Source organism: Candidatus Jettenia sp. AMX1, from assembly GCF_030263775.1.
In the GTDB taxonomy this organism is placed as follows: domain Bacteria; phylum Planctomycetota; class Brocadiia; order Brocadiales; family Brocadiaceae; genus Jettenia; species Jettenia caeni.
On record NZ_SZPP01000010.1, the window covers coordinates 1 to 23,621 of the forward strand.

The 23,621-nt window shown below is 38.5% G+C and carries 17 protein-coding genes and 1 tRNA gene; 12 read left to right on the plus strand and 6 right to left on the minus strand.

Annotation, left to right across the window (positions count from 1 at the left end):
• Window positions 1-36 precede the first annotated feature (36 nt).
• Entirely contained in the window at window positions 37-234 is a 198-nt protein-coding gene (locus FBQ94_RS03510) for a hypothetical protein (RefSeq protein WP_007220735.1), read from the minus strand.
• Between the two features lie 611 nt (window positions 235-845).
• Here FBQ94_RS03510 and FBQ94_RS03515 point away from each other — a divergent pair.
• The 9 genes from FBQ94_RS03515 (at window position 846) to FBQ94_RS03550 (ending at window position 12,519) form a co-directional block, all read left to right on the plus strand.
• Complete coding sequence (locus FBQ94_RS03515) at window positions 846-1,931, plus strand: glycosyltransferase family 4 protein (RefSeq protein WP_007220736.1); 1,086 nt, start codon at window positions 846-848, stop codon at window positions 1,929-1,931.
• A 52-nt stretch (window positions 1,932-1,983) separates the two neighbouring features.
• A complete protein-coding gene (locus FBQ94_RS03520; RefSeq protein ID WP_007220737.1) occupies window positions 1,984-2,937 on the plus strand; it encodes a methyltransferase domain-containing protein in 954 nt (317 codons plus the stop codon).
• Window positions 2,938-2,958: 21 nt separating this feature from the next.
• Complete coding sequence (locus FBQ94_RS03525; RefSeq protein WP_007220738.1) at window positions 2,959-4,188, plus strand: prenyltransferase/squalene oxidase repeat-containing protein; 1,230 nt, start codon at window positions 2,959-2,961, stop codon at window positions 4,186-4,188.
• Window positions 4,189-4,508: 320 nt separating this feature from the next.
• On the plus strand, window positions 4,509-6,215 hold the full coding sequence (locus FBQ94_RS03530) for a carbamoyltransferase C-terminal domain-containing protein (protein ID WP_007220739.1): 1,707 nt from the start codon (window positions 4,509-4,511) through the stop codon (window positions 6,213-6,215).
• The gene (gene asnB / locus FBQ94_RS03535) at window positions 6,216-8,114 is read left to right on the plus strand and encodes an asparagine synthase (glutamine-hydrolyzing) (protein ID WP_007220740.1); all 1,899 of its coding nucleotides are present in this window, start codon (window positions 6,216-6,218) and stop codon (window positions 8,112-8,114) included.
• A gap of 25 nt (window positions 8,115-8,139) precedes the next feature.
• A complete protein-coding gene (locus tag FBQ94_RS17415) occupies window positions 8,140-9,165 on the plus strand; it encodes an acyltransferase family protein (protein WP_007220741.1) in 1,026 nt (341 codons plus the stop codon).
• Between the two features lie 258 nt (window positions 9,166-9,423).
• Window positions 9,424-11,250: a glutamine--fructose-6-phosphate transaminase (isomerizing) gene (glmS, locus tag FBQ94_RS03540; protein WP_007220742.1), complete on the plus strand. Its 1,827-nt coding sequence runs from the start codon at window positions 9,424-9,426 to the stop codon at window positions 11,248-11,250.
• A 142-nt stretch (window positions 11,251-11,392) separates the two neighbouring features.
• Window positions 11,393-12,154 (plus strand): WecB/TagA/CpsF family glycosyltransferase, encoded by a 762-nt coding sequence (locus FBQ94_RS03545; protein ID WP_007220743.1) that lies wholly within the window; start codon window positions 11,393-11,395, stop codon window positions 12,152-12,154.
• Between the two features lie 167 nt (window positions 12,155-12,321).
• Window positions 12,322-12,519, plus strand: coding sequence for a hypothetical protein (locus tag FBQ94_RS03550; protein WP_007220744.1), 198 nt, complete (start codon window positions 12,322-12,324; stop codon window positions 12,517-12,519).
• A gap of 206 nt (window positions 12,520-12,725) precedes the next feature.
• Here FBQ94_RS03550 and FBQ94_RS03555 read toward each other — a convergent pair.
• The 5 genes from FBQ94_RS03555 to gap all read right to left on the minus strand — a co-directional run bounded on the left by FBQ94_RS03555 (window position 12,726) and on the right by gap (window position 16,737).
• Window positions 12,726-12,800: transfer RNA gene (locus FBQ94_RS03555), tRNA-Asn, on the minus strand.
• 11 nt (window positions 12,801-12,811) lie between these two features.
• The gene (gene accD, locus FBQ94_RS03560) at window positions 12,812-13,624 is read right to left on the minus strand and encodes an acetyl-CoA carboxylase, carboxyltransferase subunit beta (protein WP_040543533.1); all 813 of its coding nucleotides are present in this window, start codon (window positions 13,622-13,624) and stop codon (window positions 12,812-12,814) included.
• Window positions 13,625-13,799: 175 nt separating this feature from the next.
• Entirely contained in the window at window positions 13,800-14,495 is a 696-nt protein-coding gene (gene rpe / locus FBQ94_RS03565) for a ribulose-phosphate 3-epimerase (RefSeq protein WP_007220746.1), read from the minus strand.
• 6 nt (window positions 14,496-14,501) lie between these two features.
• Window positions 14,502-15,701 (minus strand): phosphoglycerate kinase, encoded by a 1,200-nt coding sequence (locus FBQ94_RS03570; protein WP_007220747.1) that lies wholly within the window; start codon window positions 15,699-15,701, stop codon window positions 14,502-14,504.
• A gap of 34 nt (window positions 15,702-15,735) precedes the next feature.
• Complete coding sequence (gene gap / locus FBQ94_RS03575; RefSeq protein WP_040543535.1) at window positions 15,736-16,737, minus strand: type I glyceraldehyde-3-phosphate dehydrogenase; 1,002 nt, start codon at window positions 16,735-16,737, stop codon at window positions 15,736-15,738.
• Between the two features lie 377 nt (window positions 16,738-17,114).
• Here gap and FBQ94_RS03580 point away from each other — a divergent pair, with 377 nt between their 5' ends.
• The 3 genes from FBQ94_RS03580 to FBQ94_RS03590 all read left to right on the plus strand — a co-directional run bounded on the left by FBQ94_RS03580 (window position 17,115) and on the right by FBQ94_RS03590 (window position 23,474).
• Window positions 17,115-18,146: a DUF2156 domain-containing protein gene (locus FBQ94_RS03580; protein ID WP_007220750.1), complete on the plus strand. Its 1,032-nt coding sequence runs from the start codon at window positions 17,115-17,117 to the stop codon at window positions 18,144-18,146.
• A 675-nt stretch (window positions 18,147-18,821) separates the two neighbouring features.
• Entirely contained in the window at window positions 18,822-21,467 is a 2,646-nt protein-coding gene (locus tag FBQ94_RS03585; RefSeq protein WP_007220752.1) for a putative inorganic carbon transporter subunit DabA, read from the plus strand.
• Window positions 21,468-21,476: 9 nt separating this feature from the next.
• Complete coding sequence (locus FBQ94_RS03590; protein ID WP_007220753.1) at window positions 21,477-23,474, plus strand: proton-conducting transporter transmembrane domain-containing protein; 1,998 nt, start codon at window positions 21,477-21,479, stop codon at window positions 23,472-23,474.
• The last annotated feature ends 147 nt before the right edge of the window (window positions 23,475-23,621 follow it).

Sequence of the window (23,621 nt, forward strand, 5' to 3'; positions counted from 1 at the left end):
TTATGATATTTAATATCACAAAAGGTTATTGCCTGTTCAAGGCTTTTTAACCTCCTTGGAAGGACGCTGCTTTTTCATATTACCATTGCGAGGGGTTTTCTCCCGAAGCATCTCTTCTGAACTATTCAAGGGATTGCTTCGGACAATACCCTCGCAATGACAAGATACTATCTGAGAGAAATGCTCAACGTCTCGATTCAATCGTGGAAGATTGAGCCAGCCGTATAGTATCATGAGTTATCCTGACACTGTACTGTTCGGTTTTATACAGGAGATACTATAATTATGATTGGTTTCACATCTTTAACCCCTTACAAAAGGCAAAAACCATTTTTTCAGAAAGACGCCTTAATTTAGAGCTGATCTCAACTTCTTCTTCCAGACCATTTCAATCTTAATTATACTATTTCCCTTATATTATGTTACTTAGCACACCCTTGTGCCCTTTTCGAACAATATAGTGTAACTCCAGATTTCTTCTGTGTATACATTTACCTACACAGAGTATGGTTTTACCAATATATGAACCATAACATATATGTATATAAAGGATAATCACTTAGCTGTGATACTAGTAAATTTTGTATTCATATACATACAAAAGATAAGATCAGATTTTATTAATAAAAATAAAATTATTGTATACCGAAAGATGTGTAACAAGTAGTTATTTAAACAGTTACATATTTATTTTATTTCTGATAAAAAATTTTTATAGAAGTCGTTCTTTTTATAGGCATGCTGTTTGTAGTTTATGTGCTACCGTATTAGACTTTATTGAGTATGCCTTATAAACAAGGGTTTTTCTTCATGTTTAGACAGATTTTATTTTTTAATAAATTACTATGAGAATTTTAATTATTCACCCAGAATTTAAAAATACCGGTGGAGTATCAGGTTATTATTCAGCGCTCAAAGATAAGTTTTGTGTTGAAATTAAACATTTTAATATTGGAAAAAGGGCAGAAAGGAAAGGAATTTTTATAAATATTTTCAGGATTTTTAAAGATTATCTTCTCTTCATAAGAGAGTTAAGGCGGAGTAAGTATGATGTTGTGCATATAAACCCTTCTTTAGATTTTAAGAGTGTTGTGCGCGATGGGGTTTTTATCTTGTTGTCCAAATGTTACAGAATAAAAGTAATAGTGAATTTTCATGGTTGGTGTAAATCGTTTGAACAAAAAATAAACCGGAGTGCTTTATGGTTATTCTTGAATATTTATGGGAAAGCAGATGTATTTATTCTCTTAGCTGTGGAATTTAGAAACAAACTCCTTGCTTGGGGATTTAAGCAACCTGTTTATTTAGAAACAACCGCAGTTGATGATGAGTTAATCAAAGACATCGACATGCAAACAATCATAAGGACGAGGCTGGATAATACTCAATGTAAAGTTCTTTTTCTTTCACGGATTGTAAAAGAAAAAGGTATATATGAAACAGTAGATGCTGTAAATTTGCTTCATAGGAAATATTCCAATATTGAACTTGTTGTTGCCGGAAACGGAGAAGAAATACAACGAGTTAAAGATTATGTGAAAGCAAACGCTATTTCAAATGTTTCTTTTCCCGGGTATGTTAAGGGAGAGTTGAAAAAAAAATCTTTTGAAGGATCTTATATGTATTGCTTTCCCACATATTACGGAGAAGGAATTCCCATTTCTGTTCTTGAGGCAATAGCATTTGGTTTACCTGTTATTACAAGGCCAGTAGGAGGCATCGCAGATTTTTTTGAACAGGATAATCATGGTTTTATTACTGAAAGTAAAGACCCTCGTGTTATTGCAGGTTATATTGAAAAGCTATACCTGGATAAGGAATTATACAAAAAAATTTCCCTCTATAACTACCACTATGCTACAGAATTATTTTTGGCATCAAAGGTTACAAAAAGATTAGAAAAGATATACAGGGAAGTATTACAGCTTTGATTTTGGCTATATCATTACAAGGCAAGCAATGCTTCCGGTAGGAGAAAAAGTAATGAAAAAAAGTTTATTAGATATTATATGTTGTCCCGAATGCCTTGAGACATTTAGCTTATTACATGCTATTGAGAAAGGCAATGAGGTCATTTCCGGATCGCTTTTTTGCCGGAAATGTAATTCTCAATATCCTATTTTAGAGGGACTGCCGGTTATTATGAAAAATCCTGGTATAATGAATCGCACTAAAAAATCATTCGGGAAGCAATGGGAATGGCAAAATGAGAATTTTTTCGAAACTGATACAATCTATGGTTTAGGCGAAAAGGATGAATTACACGATTTTGAGAATATATTTAACATAAAATTACATAACTTACCGGGAAAATTCATTCTGGATGCCGGCTGTGGTTGCGGCCGATTAACAAAAAATATCGGCAAAGTTGCCAGGAATTCAACTGTTATTGGTGTTGATATTGGTAATGGCGCCAGGATCGCCTACAATAAGTGCAAGGATATTGAGAACATTCATATTCTTCAGTGTAGTCTGTTAAATCCTCCCTTCCGGCCTACTTTATTTCATTATATCTGGTCTGAGGGTGTTATCCACCATACACCGGATAGTTTTTATACTTTTAAAAAACTTGATAGCTTATTGGTAAAAGGGGGGAACCTTTACTTGTGGCTATATCCAAAATATAAGTTTAGTCCATATCGGTTTGCAAGAGATTTACTTTGGAAACCTTACCTGCTTCCTCTTCCCCTTCTTTACAGTCTATCATGGCTTTTTGCAATCTCATCATATGGTGTTTTCAGGGTGCATGAGCTATTGGAAGGGAAAGAACATAGACAAAAACTCAAAACCGTTGTCTTTGGTTTTTTTGATAATCTGAGTCCAGAATTTCAACACCGCCATTCAAAAGAGGAGGTAGTAAATTGGTTTATTTCACGTAAGTACCATGAGATCAAAATTACCGGTGATTTAGGGATAGTTGGCAGAAAAGAAGAATAAAGGCAAGATGTTTCCTAACTATTGATCGAAAAATATAAAGCAAAGGTATTACATTTTTTAATAAAGATGATAGGTAACTATAAATCAATAATTGAAAAGACGCTGAATTTTATAGAGAAAGAAAAGTATTCTTCCTTTGATCCGTTTGATGTTCTCTTAAGTTCCTTTGTTGATAAATTAACACAACAAAACATTTTGGCGCGTAGATTGGCTATTCAGATAAATCGTAAACTGCTCTTTAATGTTCGCCCTCTTTTAGGAATTCCAAAGAAGGTACACACGAAAATACTCTCAGATATGCTTTCTGTTTATTCATTATTGTATAGCCATGATAATCAAAAGATGCATCTGGAAAAAGCCCAGGCTATGTATACCTGGCTAATGGAAAGGAAAATAATCCTGGATGAAAGTATAGCATGGGGAGCAGATTTCCCATACACAACACGGTTTACGAATATCGGTTACGAAACGCCTAATTTATTTAATACCTTGAACTCGGCAAATTCTTTGCTGGATTACTATGATATATCACGAGATGTCTCGATCAAAAAGAACATTGTCAGGATTATAAGTTCTCTGTATAAAGATTTAGGTATCGTGTATCCAGAAGATAACATTGCATGGATTCGGTACTATCCAAAACAAACTATTCCTGTTTTGAATGTTAATGCTTCGGCGGCAAGTACCTTTATAAGAGTCAATGAAACTATCAAAGAAGATATTGTTCCTCAGACAGATATAACAAAGATATTAGCTCTCTTGAAGTCACATCAAAATCCCGATGGTTCCTGGTATTACACCTCTTCAAAAGATGGACAATGGATTGATGGGTTCCATTCGGGCTATATCATAGAATCTCTTGCCTATATTAAATCAGTATCTCATACCTATGATATTGATGAAATGCTAATAAAAGGCGTAAATTTTTATATAAACAATCTGTTTTCTTTTGAAGGGATTCCTAAATATTATCATGATAAGCTTTACCCGATAGAATCACAAAATTGTGCACAAGCTATACAAACATTGGCAAAACTCTCTTTGTACTTAAAAATAGATACGAAAGATTTATTGAATAAAGTAATCTCCCGTACTCTTTATTACTTGTATAACCCTGATGGATATTTTTATTACAAAAGGGAAAAGTATTTTACCAACAAGCAATTTTACATAAGGTGGTCTCAGACTCCCATGATTTTAGCATTATTGTATGCACAAAAATGTTGTAATACACAATTTACCTGCGTATGAATTTTTGGTAAACAAATTACCCGGAGACTACGAGGACCATAGTAAAACGCTTCTCTGTATTCTCTGTATTTCTGTGTTTAAAAAATGAAGTAAGGTTGCCAGCAGACCGGCAAATAAGTATAGCTGGCAATCTTAGGGACCTGATAAGGAAGATATACTATCTCTCTTTGCTTAGGCCTTTTTTGTTTTATCAGGTTTATTGTTTCAATCAATTCAGGAGGTATATCGTATTTTAAAGCTTAACAGGAAAGCAATACGAAAGCTATGTCATAACCATAATCTTAACAAGATAAAATATTTTAAATAACGGAGTGTACTACATGAAGATATTAGGAATTCACGATGGCCATAATGCTTCTGTATGTTTATATGAGAAGGGTAAAATATTAGCAGCTCTTCAAGAAGAAAGGATAAAAAGGATAAAAAATTGGTTTGGAATTCCAACGGAAGCGATTGAATGGGTATTAAAATATGCAAACGTTAAGAAGGACAATATTGACATAGTCGCAGTTCACAGTGAGTATATGCCTTCTCCAAAGACAAAAGATGAGATGATACATGAATATGAGAATATAGGAGCTTTGAGATATAGGGTGAAAAAGTATTTAAGGCATACTTTTTTAAAAAATATTGTGGTGAGAAAAAGAAAGATTGAAAGGATGAAAGAAATTAATAATCTGGGTTTTGATAAATCTAAAATTCGTTTTGTAAATCATCATCAATGTCATGCTGCAGCCGCCTATTATGGTTACGGAAACTTTGATGAACCTATTTTGATATTAACAAATGATGGCGCAGGAGACAACATATGCGCAAGTGTTAATATAGGAGAAAAAGGGAAAATACGAACCATAGAAACCATTGTTGATTCTGAATCGATAGGCAATCTCTACGCAGTGATTACTTTTATGATGGGGATGGTTCCCCTGGAGCATGAGTATAAAATAATGGGCATGGCGCCTTATGCTGATGCAAAAGGCGTAGAAAAAGTTTTTACCATGTTAATGGACAGATTTGAGTTTGATAAAAATAACCCTTTAAAGTGGCATCGGAAGGGAGATGTTCCTGAGATATTTTTTGCTTATCCCTATCTTAAGAGACTTTTCGAGTTAGAACGATTTGATGGAGTGATGGGAGGTATTCAAAAATTTACCGAGGTGATGTTAACACAATGGGTCAAGAACTGTATTATGAAAACCGATTTGCATAAGGTTGTGCTCAGTGGTGGGGTCTTTATGAATGTAAAAGCGAATAAACTTATCATGGAATTGCCAGAAGTTGATGATTTGTTTATTTATCCATCGTGTGGGGATGAAACGAATGCTATAGGTGCTTGTTATAAAATGTATGCTGATGAAGTAGGTATCGGGGATATTAAAACCCTCGAAGATTTTTATTTCGGTCCGCGTTATTCTGATTATGAGGTGTTGAATACCATCAGTAATTATAAATTCGAAAACTGCCGGATTGTGTTTAAAAAATCAGAGGCTATTGAAAAAGAAGTGGCGACACTTCTCAAAAACGGAGAAGTTGTTGCGAGGTTTGCCGGAAGAGAAGAATTTGGCGCACGAAGTCTGGGGAATCGGGCAATTTTAGCAGATCCGTCAAGAACGGATATTATAAAAATTATTAACGAAATGATAAAAAACCGTGACTTCTGGATGCCATTTGCATGTTCAGTATTAGAAGAATATGCGAGTCATTATGTAATAAACCAAAAAAGTGTTAAGGCTCCCTATATGATTTTAACATTTGATACTACGGAAAGGGTTGATGATATCAGAGCCGGGACTCATCCGTATGATAATACGATACGTCCACAGATAGTCTCAAAAATACATAACAAGAGATACCACAGATTAATTAGCGAGTTTAAGGATATGACAGGTATCGGTGCAGTTTTAAATACATCATTCAATCTCCATGGCTATCCCATTGTGCATAGTCCAAAAGATGCTTTAGAAGTTCTGGATAAATCCGGATTAAAATATCTTGCGATTGAAAATTATCTGATTTGGAAAAAATAAATGTGCGGAATTGCAGGTATATTCAACTATAAAAATACCCATTCATTAAATCCCTCACTCCTCAGGCGGATGTGTAAGACTATTGCTCATCGGGGCCCCGATGACGAAGGTTTTTATATGAATCAGAGAGACAGATTAGGTATCGGGCACAGGCGATTGAGTATTATTGATCTTAAACTGGGGAAACAGCCCATGTCGAATTTTCATGAAAGTATTTGGATTGTGTTTAATGGTGAGATTTATAATTTCATTGAATTGAAGAAAGAATTGCAAGCAAAGGGATATCGTTTTCGCACAACCTCTGATACCGAAGTTATCATTTTGCTCTATGAAGAGTATGGAGAAAAAGGATTCGAACGGCTGAATGGAATATTTGCGTTTGCGATTTATGATAAGAATAAACGATCTCTCATTCTCGTTCGTGATCATTTTGGGGTGAAGCCACTGTACTATTGGATAAGGAATGGAAGGGTGCTGTTTGCCTCAGAAATGAAAGCCATTTTTCAGGATGATTCAGTAGAAAAGGAATTAGATTCCGAAGCGCTCAATTCTTTTCTGACATTTCGTTACAATCCCTCGCCGCAGACGTTATTTAAGCATGTTAAGAAATTGTATCCTGGCCATTATCTGAAGATCACCTTTGAAGGCGGCTGGGAAATGAAAAGCTACTGGGAAAATATTCCCAAAATTAATACCCGCATCACTGAAAATGATGCTGCTGAAGAGTATCGTCGCTTGCTTACAAATGCTGTTAAACGGCAAATGATGAGCGATGTTCCCGTAGGGTTGCTCTTAAGCGGGGGCGTAGACTCAGCGGTCCTGGGTTATTTAATGCAAAAGAATTATTCTGAAAAGGTAAAGACTTTCACCGTTGGATTCCCGGGAAGTGGGGATTACAACGAACTACATGATGCGCGGTCTTCTGCGCAATTCATCGAGTCAGAACATCACGATATCACTATCTCATATAAGGATTATTTAGATTTTTTCTATAGATCCTTTTCCATCATAGAAGAACCAATTGCTGAGACAGCAATTCCCGCTCTTTACTATGTTTCAAAATTCGCTTCAAATCATTTGAAAGTGGTACTGGCAGGGCAGGGGGCAGATGAACCTATGGCTGGCTATCATCGTTATTTAGGCGCTCATTTCATAAGCAAATATGCAGACATTTTGAGAAATTTACCACTCACGATGATTACAAAATTTCTGTCAAGAAACGAGCGATTAAAGAGGGCTGCTTACGTAAGTCAGTTTTCTGGCGAGTTAGAAAGAATATTGGCAGTCTATACAATTTTTACTCCTGTTCAGCAAGAGCTGCTGTATAACGATTATACGAAATCATTGAATACAAGTATGGATGAAGAATTGATTTACCGCCTGTATTCTCAAACGAAAGAGTTACCGGATATGTTATCGAAGATTTTATATATCGATACCAGGATGAGTTTGTCTGATGACCTGTTGCTTTTTAATGACAAAGTTACTATGGCTAATTCTCTTGAAATGCGTGTTCCTTTTTTAGACATCGAATTAGTTCAGTTTTTAGAATCACTTCCACGGTCGTTGAAACTAAAAGGAACTCAACGCAAATATATTCACAAAAGGGCTGTAGAATCCTGGCTGCCGAAAGAAATTATTTATCGCAGGAAAAGAGGCTTTATGACACCCATGGATGAATGGCTCCAGGATGACCTGGCAATTACCGTAAAAGAAATCCTCATGCATAAGGACTCTGCTTGTAAAAGGTACTTTAATCTGGACTATATTAACCAATTGATCGAACTCCATAAAAGCAGGAGAGAAAATTATCAGAAGCATATATTTGTGCTTTTATCCTTTGAGATGTGGCACAAAACGTTTTTGGAAAATAATCCCATAGGGGTGAAATGTTTATAGAAACTTTGATAGAAGGATATTTGGTATGGGCTTAGAAAGAGATTTGGTCTCTTATTTAAAAGGATTCTCTATTATCATAATAATTCTTCATCATTACATAATAAATTATTTGCCGGATCATTTTAATTTTTTTGGTAATCATTTTGTCGCTATATTCTTCATCCTGAGTGGCTATGGTATTTATTATTCATTGAATAATAATTCTCATAACAATGGAAACTTACTCCCTTTCCTGAGTAAGTTTTATTGGAAAAGGGCAATACGAATATACCCTCTGTATTGGTTATGGTTTTTTCTTGATCAGGCGGGCGACAAAAATTCCCATGTCAGTTTAAGTTCCTTACTTGATTTTTTCTTACTGAGAATAACCGATCCTCCCGATCATTGGTTTCTGCATGCCCTCATCCCATGTTACATTATTTCTCCAGTATTTTTTTCCCTGTTGGAAAAATATCATAAAGCTTATCTGCCAATAATTATTGGAACATTTATTTTGCTAAACCCTCTATTATATTATATAGGTGTTCCTGAAGTCAGAACCTGGAAATATGTAAATTTGTACCTTACCCATGTCTTGCTTTTTTCTTTAGGAATGTATATTCCTTCATTTCAATATCTCAAACAGCTTAGACAAAATCGTATCTTTTTATTCGGATTGTTTCTTTGTATGATTTTTTCATTTTTTCAGACATCTTCAAATGCTTTTTTTTACAGAAGCAAAAACTATGAGTATCTATTTATTATGTTATTTATAGCATCTACATTTAGCTTTACATTCTATTTTATACATTCAAATATTAATCCCCCGCTCTATAGTTTTATGAAAAAAATCGGTATATATACGTATTCATTATACATATTCCACGGCATGTATTTTACCGTCTTATGCTTTGTGCATATAATAAAAAACGATAGCTATGCGAGTCTCATGTTGACAATTGTACTATTCCCGCTCTTTTTTGTGTGTTGTGGTTTTCTTGAAGAACTATTTTATAATAGATTAAAATTCCGGCAGGCCTACAAAAAATGTAAAAATAAAGTAATGTATTAAAAAAAGAAAAAAAGCAGTCTTGGCAAGGTTTATTTATCTTGCCTCTTCCACGTTTTACCCACACTCGCGGTGATTAGTAGCCTTATATACCTGTTTATACTCAGACTCATAAATCATAAGGAATGCTTGCCTGGCATATCCCTGTTTACCTCCAAGATTTGTGTTCACTTCTTTGGTGTGTATTTTTCGTGTAAGCTTATTTTGAGTAGTTACAAAATTTTAACGTACTTATCGTAATAATTTTGAGGAGTAAATCACATGTGTGGAATTGTTGGATACATTGGGTGTAAAGAAGCAGTCAAGGTTTTATTGGATGGCATCAAAAGACTTGAATATCGTGGTTACGATTCCTCCGGAATAGCATTTATTGAAGATGGCGCCTTAAAATATGAAAAAACTGTAGGCAGAATTGCTGAGTTAGAAAAGAAACTTCTCGGAAACAATTTCCATCCACAAGTAGGAATTATTCACACACGATGGGCAACACATGGAGCGCCTACCATAGAGAATGCTCACCCGCATGTTGATTGTAAGAGTGAAATTGCTGTAGTACACAATGGAATTATTGAGAATTACGATTATGTAAAATCAAAATTAGAGCAGGAAGGGCATATCTTTAAGAGTGAGACAGATACAGAAGTATTAGCCCATCTCATCGAAAAATATTTTCATGGTAATCTGGAGAGTGCTGTTATGGAGGCATTAAAAGAGGTAGGGGGGACATACGGAATCGCAGTTATTTCCATACAAAATCCCCAAAAAATTGTAGCAGCAAGGAAGGGATCTCCCCTGATATTAGGAATAGGAAATCAGGAATATTTTATAGCCTCTGATGTTTCTGCTTCGCTGGAACATACCCGGGATGTGATATATCTGGATGATAATGAAATAGCCATCCTCACGCCGGACTATTACGAGACAAAGACCATGCAAAATATCAAAACCCGTAAAAGGATTGAAGAGGTGCTATGGAATATCGATATGATCGAAAAGGGCGGTTATGAACATTTTATGCTCAAAGAGATTCATGAGCAACCTCAAGCCTTGCGAAATGTTATGCGTGGAAGGGTAAATGATAATACAGGCTCGGTAAGATTGGGAGGATTAATGAATTGCGAGAAGGACCTTCGGAAGGCAAAACGTATCATAATTGTTGCGTGTGGCACATCATGGCATGCAGGGCTTGTGGGTGAATACATGTTAGAAGAACTTATACGCATACCCGTTGAAGTTGAATATGCTTCTGAATTTCGGTATAGAAATCCCGTGATAGAAAAAGACACGATAGTAATCGCCATAAGTCAATCAGGTGAAACAGCAGACACCCTGGCAGCGATGCGATATGCTAAACAGAAAAGGGCCAGAACACTCTCTATTTGTAATATCGTTGGCAGCACGATAGCAAGGGAGGCTGATGGTGGAATTTATTTACATATCGGCCCGGAAGTTGGTGTTGCATCTACGAAGGCCTTCACAGCACAAATTGCTGTGCTTTATTTATTTACCTACTACATGAAAGGCCTTAGGTGTACCTCTCCTTCAATGTATTCGGATGTGGTTCAGGATATTCAATCCATACCGGAAAAGGTTCAGGCTATCCTGAACAAGGAGGAGCATATCATAGAACTTGCAAAGGTATATAAGGATAGTGAACACGTCCTTTATTTGGGGAGAGGATATAACTATCCCGTAGCGCTTGAAGGCGCATTAAAGCTTAAAGAGATATCGTATATCCACGCCGAAGGTTACCCCGCCGCAGAGATGAAGCATGGGCCTATTGCCCTCGTAAACAAAGACATGCCTGTAGTCTTTATTGCAACAAGAGATAATGTTTACGGTAAGATTTTAAACAATATCGAAGAGGTTAAATCCAGAGGTGGAAAAGTAATTGCAATTGTAACGGAGGGAGATGATCAAATTGCAGAAAAGGTAGCTCATACCTTCTCTGTGCCAAAAATTTCCCCCGCCTTGACGCCGGTCCTATCGGTAATTCCCCTTCAATTATTGGCCTATCATATGGCAGTCATGAGAGGATGCGATGTTGATAAACCGAGAAATCTTGCAAAGAGTGTAACGGTTGAATAAGAGGAGTAAGAAATGCCGTCTTCTCCCGCAATGGCGCTTGCCTGTTACCTTATTTCCGAATCTGTTAGAGCTTTCTCCGGTGAAAATAAGGAAACAGATTTGTGGTATTAATTATGTTTTGAGTAGTGTGGAGGATTGAATAATGAATACAACGAAAAATCGGATCAATTTTTTTGATACAAGCATTGATCTTTTAACTATGGATGAGACATTACAGTATATAGAAAAGATTATTGAAGAGCGTATTGTTACTCAACATGTAGTGGTTAATGTTGCAAAACTGGTGATGATGCAACGGGATGCTAAATTAAGAAATGTTGTGAACTCATGTGACCTTATTAATGCCGATGGACAGGGTGTTGTTTGGGGGGCAAGGGTGTTAGGATTGAATATTCCCGAGCGTGTTGCCGGAATTGATCTTTTCCTGAAGGTTGTGGAACTTGCGGCGAAGAAAGGCTACCGATTGTATTTTTTAGGGGCTAGACAAGAAATTATAGAGAGGGTTGTTATAAGATTTTTATTGAAATACCCGAAATTGCAAATTGCAGGGTATCGGAATGGATACTTTAGCAAAGCAGAGGAAGCGAAAATTGTAGAAATTATCCAGAATTCACGGCCACATGTGCTGTTTGTTGCCATGAGTAGTCCGCAAAAAGAAATTTTTTTAAATCAATATATAGAAAACCTGCAAATTCCCTTTATGATGGGAGTAGGAGGGAGCTTCGATGTTGTTGCTGGATATACAAACCGCGCTCCTCTTTGGGCGCAAAAAGCAGGTCTCGAATGGTTTTTTCGTCTTATGTGCGAACCACGCCGAATGTGGAAAAGATATCTTATATCAAATACAATTTTTGCCTGGATGATTTTAAAGGCTTTATTCAGGAAAGTTTTATGGGTCTACTAAGCTTTGCGTGGATAAAATTTCACAATTCTGGTAAAGATAAGATTCCTTTTTAGTAAAGAACATTCGGTATTATTGATAGTTTTGCAATCTCGGTGCTTATCAAATGATGCTTTCAAGAGGTAATTTTTGTAGGTATGTTTTTTTGTCTTAAAGAAGAGATGGAAAGAATGAAAAAGTTAACGATAAAATTGCTCATGATATTTTTGCTATCTACAATGTTTCTCTGTAATGTAGTTGTGGTGTTTAGTGGCAGGGAGCTTCTCTTTGGTGCTGCAGATCCTCTAAATTATCTGGTTTCTCTTGTGAGCAGTACTACGTATTTAGGTATACGGCTTTGGATATCAAAAAGAGGCTCAAATATTTAGAGACTATTTGAAAAGTCTATATTCATGCCCGGTATCCAAGCGGTGGATTCAGCGCAAAAGACAGCGCCTTAATCCATCCTACTCATTATAGAATTACCGGCAGCGAATCCACCATAGCATCTACATCCTTAATGAAGGAGCTGTTTTTGCCTTACATACAGAAAGCCCTTCAACGCGATGATTGTTAAAGGGCTTTCTGTATAAGTTGGCTCCCCCGGTAGGATTCGAACCTACAACCAACCGGTTAACAGCCGGCTACTCTACCATTGAGCTACAGGGGAACTTTTTTATTTTATTGTAAATAGCCAATTAATCTCGATAATTCTTTTTTCATATCCTGACGATGGGTAATCAGGTCTAAAAAACCATGTTCTAACAGAAATTCAGCAGTCTGAAAGCCTTTTGGAAGAGAACGCTTTATGGTTTCCTGTATGACTCTGGGACCTGCAAAACCTATTAATGCCTTTGGCTCTGATAGGGTAATATCTGCAAGGGAGGCAAAACTCGCCATTACACCACCTAAAGATGGGTCTGTTAAAACCGATATATAAAGACCGCCTGCCTCTTTAAACCGGGCGATGGCAGCGCTTGTCTTTGCCATTTGCATTAAGGAGAAAACCCCTTCCTGCATCCGGGCTCCACCTCCTGATCCTGAAATAATTACCAGAGGTAATTTTAATTCCATAGCCTTTTCCGCAAGGCGGCTAATCTTTTCTCCAACTACAGAACCCATACTTCCCATGATAAAACTGTGATCTGTGACTCCGATCATTACCTCTTTGCCATGGATCTGTCCTTTTCCTGCAATTATCGCCTCTTTTAATCCTGTTTTTTTCTGTTCCGAGATGATTCTTTCCGGATAGGTTATCCTATCATGAAAATTGAGCGGATCGCAGGGCAACATATTACTCCACATTTCTTCGAAACTGTTTTCGTCAAGCAGTAATCTTAGCCTGTCTTTGCCTGATATCCGAAAATGATAATTGCATTCAGGACAAACAAACATTTTTTCTTCAGCGGTTTTTCTATATACCATGCCCTTACAACCATCACACCGTGTCCATAAACCATCGGGCATATCCTTTTTTTTTCTAAAAAAGACCATGTATCGCTATTTCTTTGTTTGTAAATTGTCCGTGTATTCCAGGAAACTGCTGAGTATCAGTAATACGTATCAAATATTTTAAACTTCTCAGTAATTGAGGTTTATTTTTGTAAATATCAATTTGCAATAAACAAAAAGACTCAAATAGTTTATAATTTTTTAATAAAAAAACAAGTTATTTTTTAGATAAAATATATTTCTTTCTTGGCGTTTGTTCTGCTATTTGCCGGAGGGTTTTAATTGCATTGTCTGGGTTATCTGTTTTAAAAATTGCAGATGCTGCAACAATTACATTTGCTCCCTGTTGGACTGCCTGAGAAATTGTTTCTGTTGTAATACCGCCATCTATTTCTATATCCATTTCATCCGGAGAAATAGAGCGTAGTCTTGCAACCTTGGGCAAAACATCCGATATAAATTTTTGTCCGGCAAAACCGGGATTTACTGACATAACAAGCACCATATCAACTATATCCAGAAAGTTTTCTACCGAATCAGTTGATGTATTCGGATTCAGCGATATACCAGCCTTTAATCCTGCGTTCTTAATTAATGAAATAACCTCTTTTGGTTTTTTTGTAGCTTCAATGTGAAATGTTATGAAATCATTTTTTCCGGCAACTTCCGCAAATGCGGCTATATAACGTTCAGGATATTCAATCATCAGATGAATGTCTAAAGGTACTTTGGCAATACGTTTTACTCCTTCTACAATAAATGTTCCCATCGTAATGTTTGGAACAAAATGGCCATCCATAACATCTATATGGATGAGATCAACGCCAGCCTTTTCCACCTTTTTGATTTCATCTTCCAGGCGTACCGCATTAGCAGCCAGAATAGATGCTGATATTTTAATTTTTGGTTGCATATTCTTTTACGCTTTTTTCTTAGATGATAATGATGCAACCCCGGGCAATTCGCTTCCTTCTAATAATTTTAGAAATGCTCCACCACCTGTAGAGATAAATGATACTTCATGTGTTTTCCCGGCTTTATGGAATGCCATATCAGTGTCGCCGCCTCCTACGATTGTTGAGGCATGAGAACTTGTTACTGCATCTATCATGGCATAAGTTCCCCGACTAAAAGCATCAATCTCGAATGCGCCCATAGGTCCATTCCACACAATCGTTTTTGCATCCTGAAGCGCTTCATAAAATAGTTTTGTAGTAGCCGGACCAATATCCAATGCGATCCACCTTTCAGGAATTTCCTGATAAGGAACAACCTTTGTTTCTGCCCGGCCGTCAAATTTTTCTGCTACAACAAAATCAACAGGTAAATAGAGTTTCGTTCCGTTTTTCCTGGATATATCCATCAGGTCTTTTACCACATCAAGCATGCTATCCTCGACTAAGGATTTCCCGATACCGAAACCCTGTGCCTTAAGGAAGGTGAATGCCATTGCCCCACCGATGAGGATTTTATCCATTTTTTTAGAAAGGTTTTCAATAATCTTTATCTTATCAGAAACCTTTGCTCCTCCTAATAGAGCGACAACGGGCCGCATAGGCTGATTGACAGACTTCTCAAAATAATCTATCTCTTTCTTCAGTAAAAATCCTGCCGCTGATGGTATAAAACTATCGATGCCGACCATTGATGCGTGCTTTCTGTGGCAGTTTCCAAAAGCATCCTGTATAAATACATCACATAAACTGGCTAGCTCTCCTGCAAATGCAGGATCATTTTTTTCTTCACCAGAATGAAACCTTAAATTTTCCAATACAAGTACGTCGCCGTAGTTCATTTCTTCAATCTGTTTTTTCACCTTGGGTCCAATGCAGTCATCTGCCATAATTACCCTTACCTTTTCATCGAGGAATCGTTGTAAACGCCTGGCAACGGGCTTTAAGCTGTATTTAGGATTTACTTTACCATCAGGCCTACCCAAATGTGAGGCAATGATCACCTTTGCTTTCTCATCGAGCAAAAAGTCAATTGTTGGCAGGGTTGCTCTAATCCTGGTGTCATCAGTAATTTTTCCCTCCTCGTCTAACGGTACGTTATAATCCGTTCGAATCATGACTTTCTTTTTGTGCACATCAAGTTCTTTTATAAATAATTTATCCATAATCAATGAAATTAGTTTAAAAAAGATTTGTGTTTTATAGATTAGCGATTAACACGGTGAGATCTACCATACGGTTTGAGAATCCCCATTCATTATCATACCAGGATACTACCTTTACCATGCGTTTATCAATGACATAGGTTAAGGCCGAATCAAATATGCTCGAGTGCATATTCCCGATAATATCTGAGGATACAATAGGATCATCGCAGTACTCTAAAATACCCTTCAGTTCGGTTTCCGCAGCTCTCCTCATAGCGGCATTGACGGACTCTATCGTGACATCCTTCGATACGGTTGCAACTAAATCTGTCACAGAACCGTTAGCAACCGGTACGCGCATAGACAGACCATCGAGCTTTCCTTTTAGTGATGGAATTACCTCTCCAATGGCCTTAGCTGCTCCTGTGGTAGTTGGAATAATATTTAACGCAGCTGCCCTTGCCCTTCTGATATCTTTATGGATAAGATCACTAATACGCTGATCGTTTGTATAGGCATGAATCGTTGTCATAAGCCCTTTTTCAATGCCAAAACTATCGTGTAATACCTTTGCTAACGGCGCCAGGCAATTTGTGGTGCATGAGGCATTCGATACAATTTTATGTTCTGATTTAAGATCATTCGTGTTAACACCTATAACAATTGTTGCATCAATTTTATCTTTTGCGGGAGCCGAAAGTATGACTTTTTTTGCGCCTGCATCCAGATGTTTTGCGCAATCAGCGCGTGAGGTAAATAAACCAGTTGACTCAATTACAATATCGACTCCAAGTGATTTCCACGGTAACCGGGAAGGATCTTTCTCCATGAATAACGCAACCTCTTTACCATTTACTACCAGCGATCTTTCTTTTGCTGTGATATTTCCATCAAACCTGCCGTGTACTGAATCATATTTTAATAACAATGCCAATGACTTCGAGTCGGCAAGATCATTAATAGCTAAAACATCTATGCCTCCGCGTTTAGCAATCGCACGAAAGACATTTCTCCCGATCCTTCCAAAACCATTTATACCAATTTTAATAGCCATAGTTGATTTCCTTTGCTTCTGCTTAGGAGCTAATTATACCTCACGAAAGCACATAAGATACATAATGAAGATAAGGTATTTTAGCAGACAGCGCCAGTTTGTCAAGCATTTTAATAATCCTTGAATATCTGTGATTTAGAGAAAATCTTTTCTATAACGGTATGATAATTAATACTTGAAAATCTGTTGGTAGCTTGTATAATTCAGATAATTTAAATTATTTAAGGCAGTCTATATGGAAAAAATGTAATGAGAAAAATTCAGCATGTAAAGACAGATATTGTCTTTGTACGAATTAATAATTATTGGTTCAGATATCCGCAGGGGATATTTGCCATTATTTTACAATGGTTTGCACTCGATCTCGAACCTCCGTCGTGGGGCCGAATAAGGTGCAATACCACAGCAGGAGAGAAACTATTTTACAACTTATAGATGTTAATCTATTAGAGACGCCAAAACGTAATGTTAGTATTGAAGAAAAATGTAAGTGTTATGGTTTAAATCGATTAAAGATTGAGGATAAAAAGCTTTTTGATAAATATGTAATTCAGGAAAATGTAAACTTATGTGATTATTCTTTTGCAAACAATTTTATATGGAAGGGTTCGCTGGAGTTACTATGGAAGCTTATTAATGATAATTTTTGTCTCTTTGGAGTAACATCCAAAGGTATGTGCATGATGCTTCCCCCGTTAGGGAAAAACAACATTCAAAACACCTTAAATGAATGCTTTTCAATAATGCGGGAAATCAACGATTGCAGTGGCTTCGAATCTTATGTTAATTATGTTTATGAAGATTTCTTGAGTTTTTTTGACACGAGTTTATACCGTATTGTTGAAAGCTATTCAGACTACATCTACAAAACATCCGACCTCATAAAACTTGCCGGTAGAAAATACGAAAAGAAGAGAAACGAGATAAACTTCTTTAAAAAGCATTACATCACCTCCTTTGAAAAATTCAGTTCTAAACATATTGCAGGTGCCCTTCTTATGATAGATCAGTGGAAGGCAGAAAAGGTTCAAGAGGCAAACCTCCTGAATCATCATGAAATTCATTATCAGTACGGTCTTATTCATGAAGCAGAGGCTGCAAAATGTGCGACTATTTTTTCAGAAGAATTAGGATTAACAGGGGCAATTATTGATATAGATGGCCGAATTGAGGGTGTTACCCTGGGTGAAAAAATCTCAACGCATACCGCTTCTATTCTCATAGAGAAAACCAATAATAATTTTCACGGTATGCCGCAAGCTATCTATCAGCAATTCTGTGCCAGTGATTTTTCTGATGTGGAATATATCAATGCAGGCGAAGATTGGGGCATCGAAGGCTTGAGAAGGGCGAAGATGTCTTACCACCCTTGTATATTGGCAAAGAAGTTTCTTGTTTATGAAAAATAATGCCGTTGAACTATGATAAGGCAAATCCTTTGAGTCTTTTTCTATTAAGCGAAGCGATATGAAAAAAAGATTATTTTAAACGAGGAGGCATTGGAGTTACCTTAACAAAAGTTTGTTAATTAACCTTCTCATCTCAAGGATATTAAGAGCCTATCAAAAAACAGGGATTGTCCTTTCCGAAAAAGTGGCGTGCGGAATCTTTGGATCTGTGCACGAAGAGATTCCTTGCCCCTTTATCGCTTGAAATGGCGCTTCGGACTTCCGAATAGGCTCTTGATTCTCACATGTTTTCATGTCATTATTCCCCCTTTTCCTTATGCGTTCAATTTACTAAAAGACATAAAAATCTTGCTATTTCTTTTCATTTCTGCTTAAATACTTAGTTACGGTAAAACAATTTTTTTCACCAACCAGCTATGGAAAGAGTTTAGGCTTTTGGTATAATTTTCTCGATTTTAACAGGTATTTTTTATAATAAAGCTTTCCTGTAAAAGATAATGACAAGTATCTCTTATTTAGGTATTATATTTTTTTCACCGGAGCAATTACCTCCTGTATCACAGAAAGCAAAGGGCTTTGCAATATTTGGTGTGCTTTTACTATCTTATCATCAGTTAAAAACTCATTCGATGAATCTGGGTATTTTTTCTCTTAACTACTTAATTAATGGAAATGATGTCTGATAAGATTGAGCACGCTATCGAACATACAAAACATTTAATGCCTGACCAAGGCCCACTCCCATTCTTTGTTCACCACAATACCATTCATCACTTTGAAACATACGATTTCTTTGAAGGCGTTAAACAGGCGGGACGTACTTATGGCGCCAAAGCGTTTATGTCCGAAGAAGAGTTTCTCCTGGCGTTTGAGCGGGGCCGTATTACGGCAGACGTTCTTCAAAAAAAGATCAAAGAATATATCGAACATCATAAGCTTACTATTCAACCGGATCTTCTGTTTAAGCTCATGACGGAGAAGCCTCATGTTCGCCCGGCGCCGGATGCGAGAATTCTGCAGTTTGTAAATAACACTGCGTATCAACGCCCAGGTTATTACAAAGAGGCGATTCAGATTACCCACAATCGGGACATCGACGAGTTGATACAGCCGGTTCTCTTTAGGTTTTTATCATCCTATTTTGACTTCGGCCTGGCCTATTGGCCCATGCCGAACCGGGAGAAAGGGATGTGGCAGTGCTTTTGTGAAATTTACTCGAAAAGCAGTTTCTTCAGCACAAAATTTCTCAAGACCCTGAAACGAATCGTTACCGGGATGAAACGGTACCGGTACGATGAGGCTATCACACTTCTGCTTCAATATTTGGCTATCCCTGAGAATCACATGGAAGACTATATGTTCCGCACCCTGTATCGCTATAAAGGGTGGACAGGAACCATTAAATCTCTGGAAAAGATGCCGGAATGGATTCCAAGTCAGGATATCAAGGCAGTTTATAAAGAGGTCATCCCCGTTATTCTCATCCTCGAACTCGCGGCTATCAAATCCATATGCGATCTACGAGACTTGAAGATTCCGGTCTATAAATCTGAACCCTTGTATAATCCCTATTTTATTGCCGCTGTCGTGAGCGCTTTAGGTATCAAAAATGATGCCGAATTTCCCCGAGAGGTTACCCAATTTACCGAAGAAAATCGTCAGGAGATTTGGCAGCGTGCCTATGAGGATACCTTCTACACTCAATTCCTATCGGCATACCGGCAGTGCGCTATCGAGGAAAAGCCGAAATACGAGCTTCCGTGTTATCAGGTTTTTTGCTGCATCGACGATCGTGAGGAATCCTTCCGTCGCCATCTGGAACAAATCGACCCCGGCGTAGAAACCTTGGGAGCGGCGGGGCATTTTGCCCTTGATATGAGATTTAAGGGCGCACCGGAGAAACATTACCGCAAGATGTGTCCTCATCCTATGGTGACGCCATCAGTGCAAGTCTACGAAGAGGCAGTGAAACTCGAAGATGCGATGCCCAAAAAACTGCAGCTCTATGGTGAAATACAATGGGCGATTACGCAAGCATCAAAGACCCTTTTCGGAAGCTTTGCCCACACGATTTTCAGCGGTATTTTGAATCTTTTCCCGTATACCCTGGATGTTCTTTCGCCGAAGTACAGTTCCAAGCTGCGACGCTCTTTGGCAGCCCATGAACCTAAGACACGATTGGTTTACAGGAAAGAAAATCAGGAGAATGAAAAAGGGTGGGATCTGCAAGGTCGGATCACTCGCGCCACGGCGATACTCAAAGGCAGTGGGTTATCAGACAACTTTTCTTCCTATATGTTCTTCCTGGGTCACGGATCGAGTAGCCTCAATAATCCTCACGAAGCCGCCCATGATTGTGGGGCGTGCGCAGGGGGGCGAGGTGCACCTAACGGGCGTCTCTTTGCAACCATTTGCAATGAACCTGAAGTTCGCGCAGGGCTGGCAAAAAATGGTATAATTATCCCTGATTCAACCCTGTTCATCGGCGGATATCACAATACCTGCAGCGACGAGGTCATTCTTTTCGACCTTCCTGACCCCATTGAGCCGCGCCTGCAAAAGTATATCGACACCATTCGCCGTGCGGCGGCGCTTGATGCAAAAGAGCGCTGCAGACGCTTTGATGAGGTCAAGACTGACCAGTCAGAAAAGGCATTCGCCGATTATGCCCGTGGCCGTGCAATGGATCTTACCCAGCCGAGACCTGAATACGGCCACTGCACCAATGCAATTGCCATCGTAGGTCCGAGGTATCTAACGCGAAACCTTTTTTTAGACAGACGAGCGTTTTTGGTTTCCTATAATTATACTGTGGATCCGGAAGGGAAGTTCCTGAGGGCTATCCTCGGTGCAGTTGGACCGGTATGTGCGGGGATTAGTCTTGAATACTATTTCAGCTTTATTGACAATGAGCATTACGGCTGCGGTACTAAATTGCCCCACAACGTCACCTCCCTGTTGGGTGTGATGAACGGCTACATCAGCGATCTGCAATTGGGATTGCCATGGCAAATGGTCGAGGTCCACGAACCCACCCGATTGATTCTGCTCGTTTGCTGTAAGATCGGGACGATGGAAACTATCCTCGGCGAGGCCTTCGGATATACCAATCAGCCCGGACACTTTCAGTGTTTGGTAAAGCACAATTGGATTACCCTCGCAGTTCATGATCAGGATCAGGAAAAGCTCTTTTTGTGGAAAGGCGGGGTAGAAGGCCGGTTTGTACCATTCGAAGACATGGTGGATGTGCCCGAATACAAGGGCAGCGATCCGCGATTTTTCCTCGAACAAGATCATCTTTTGTTTGGTAAAATTACCTAGGAGTATACGGTGGAAAACTCTTTAATTGTCTATCTTGTGCATTATTTCATACTGTTCCCGATTGCCAAGATACTTTTTGTAAATATCCAGTATTTCACCAGTAAGCAGGAACGTGAAGAGTACATGGTTCGTAAACTGGTCCGATGGGGAAACATCAGTGATTTTATTCACGTTGCAATTGCCTTGTATTTCCTTGGATTTCATGAGATTACCGTGCATATAGAATCTTTTTGCTTTCTTGGCTGGCCATTTATTGTGCATTGGAACATCCTTACGTTTACCTTTTTGGCCTTCACGACAATAATCATTGCGATCATCGGTCACTTTTCTCTCTTCTATCTTCACCGGGATGCGTATTATCATAAATTCTTTTCCCTTTATTTTATCTTTCATTTATCCATAAAGCTTATCATTCTCAGTTCCGGTTCTACCTTTTTCTTCATGGGTTGGGAACTATTGGGCTTTTCTTCAGTGCTTCTTATCGCTTTTTATGAGCATCGTCTCAATCCGCTCAAGAACGCTATGCGGGTATTGTTTATTTACGAGCTTGGAGATGTCTTCATGTGCGCCCTGATTGTACTGTTGCTCTTCTTCCACACCGAAGACATGACCATGATGGCATCGATTCTGGAGAAACATGGCTGCGAGTGGGCGATGGTCTTATTGATTTTCTCGTGCTTCTTCAAATCGGGTATTTTCCCATGGATCTGGTTGCCACGGGCAATGGAAGGACCCACGCCATCGAGTGCGGTTTTCTATGGTTCGTTATCAACGCACATCCCCATTTTTCTTCTCCTGCGCTTCTGGCCTAAGGAGTGGTCACTTCCGGCGTATTGGCCTGAAGTATGGTCGATTTCACATCCGGCAAATGCCATTGCCGTTGCGATTGCCATTTGCGTGTTTTCTGCCTTCATCACAACCCATATGAGCCGGCAGGTTTCCGATGCCAAAAATACCATTGCGTATGCCACCGTAACGCAGTTAGCCATTATTTATATCGAGATATTTTTCGGATTCCGTACTCTTGCCCTGATTCATGTGGTATCACACGGAATCTATCGCACTTTTGAGTTCTTGCGAACGCCGTCTTTACTTCATCTCTACCATACTATGGAGACAAGGCGCCCCAGAACGACAAGCACCGGGCGTCATCTCAAAGCTATCTTTCCCGCGGGATTAAGAAATTGGCTTTACTCACTCACGATCAATGAGTTTGGTTTTTTCTCCCGCTCATTCGACTTTATTGATCAGTTTCTCGGTCTGAAATTCCTGCGGTATGATAAGAAAGCGGCGCGCCGCTTTGCCATCATGGTTGCCTCGGTATGGGTAATTTTTAGCATGGTAATTTTCCTTCTCAACAGGAATTTTTTTACCATGGAATTTACCGGTGATGGCGGTGGGAATACCGTCACGGCTTTCATTATCAACTGGAAATATTTCAACGCCAAAGATGAGATATTACTGGCTCTGGCGGTGGGTTTCTGTGTACTAACCTTCTATAATATCCGAAAAGTGGGCATGTTTTTCGTAACTCTCGCTTGCTCAGCGGCCACGGTAGGAATCGAACATACATTGCTATTGGTAAAGCATATAGACGCATCAAATCAGCTTTACTGGCTTTCTGTAGTTGTCTTTGCCATTGCCTTTGCGGGACTTGCCTTCCTCTCGGTGTATACCTTCTCAAATGGAAACGAGAATCATCAAAACTACACCGCGAAGCTCTCTCGTTCTCCCCTGATGAATTTACTGTTGTTTGCCCTCGGTCTTGCCATTGTTGGAGTGCCGGGTCTCGGCATTGTCTTGGCCTGGGAATATCTCATCCACTATACTGCACAGGTCGCTCCTTATATGGTCGTAAAGGGATTCTTTATCCTTAAATTGGATACACTGCTAGTGTTCCTGTTTTACTTCAGCAATTTCCTCGGCTTCCCTGAACATAAGGTGCAGGTACTGCATCATTACAAGCTCGATACCCTGCATCTCCGATGGGTACAGAAGCATGCTTAATCAAAAGGGGGGCACTCTTCCATTTCAATCCTCTTTTCCTTTGGTATCTGTGTGTATGCGGTACTTAAAGATTGATCAGATTATCGATAATTTGTTACATAAAGTCTGATATTTTGGTTATACGAGAGAAGGTTTTCATATGAAAAA

What these genes read in the sequence shown, in the direction of transcription:
- FBQ94_RS03510 (WP_007220735.1), bottom strand. Translation starts at nt 234, where the DNA reads ATGATACTATACGGCTGGCTCAATCTTCCACGATTGAATCGAGACGTT.
- FBQ94_RS03515 (WP_007220736.1), top strand. Translation starts at nt 846, where the DNA reads ATGAGAATTTTAATTATTCACCCAGAATTTAAAAATACCGGTGGAGTA.
- FBQ94_RS03520 (WP_007220737.1), top strand. Translation starts at nt 1,984, where the DNA reads ATGAAAAAAAGTTTATTAGATATTATATGTTGTCCCGAATGCCTTGAG.
- FBQ94_RS03530 (WP_007220739.1), top strand. Translation starts at nt 4,509, where the DNA reads ATGAAGATATTAGGAATTCACGATGGCCATAATGCTTCTGTATGTTTA.
- asnB (WP_007220740.1), top strand. Translation starts at nt 6,216, where the DNA reads ATGTGCGGAATTGCAGGTATATTCAACTATAAAAATACCCATTCATTA.
- FBQ94_RS17415 (WP_007220741.1), top strand. Translation starts at nt 8,140, where the DNA reads ATGGGCTTAGAAAGAGATTTGGTCTCTTATTTAAAAGGATTCTCTATT.
- glmS (WP_007220742.1), top strand. Translation starts at nt 9,424, where the DNA reads ATGTGTGGAATTGTTGGATACATTGGGTGTAAAGAAGCAGTCAAGGTT.
- FBQ94_RS03545 (WP_007220743.1), top strand. Translation starts at nt 11,393, where the DNA reads ATGAATACAACGAAAAATCGGATCAATTTTTTTGATACAAGCATTGAT.
- FBQ94_RS03550 (WP_007220744.1), top strand. Translation starts at nt 12,322, where the DNA reads ATGAAAAAGTTAACGATAAAATTGCTCATGATATTTTTGCTATCTACA.
- accD (WP_040543533.1), bottom strand. Translation starts at nt 13,624, where the DNA reads ATGGTCTTTTTTAGAAAAAAAAAGGATATGCCCGATGGTTTATGGACA.
- rpe (WP_007220746.1), bottom strand. Translation starts at nt 14,495, where the DNA reads ATGCAACCAAAAATTAAAATATCAGCATCTATTCTGGCTGCTAATGCG.
- FBQ94_RS03570 (WP_007220747.1), bottom strand. Translation starts at nt 15,701, where the DNA reads ATGGATAAATTATTTATAAAAGAACTTGATGTGCACAAAAAGAAAGTC.
- gap (WP_040543535.1), bottom strand. Translation starts at nt 16,737, where the DNA reads ATGGCTATTAAAATTGGTATAAATGGTTTTGGAAGGATCGGGAGAAAT.
- FBQ94_RS03585 (WP_007220752.1), top strand. Translation starts at nt 18,822, where the DNA reads ATGTCTGATAAGATTGAGCACGCTATCGAACATACAAAACATTTAATG.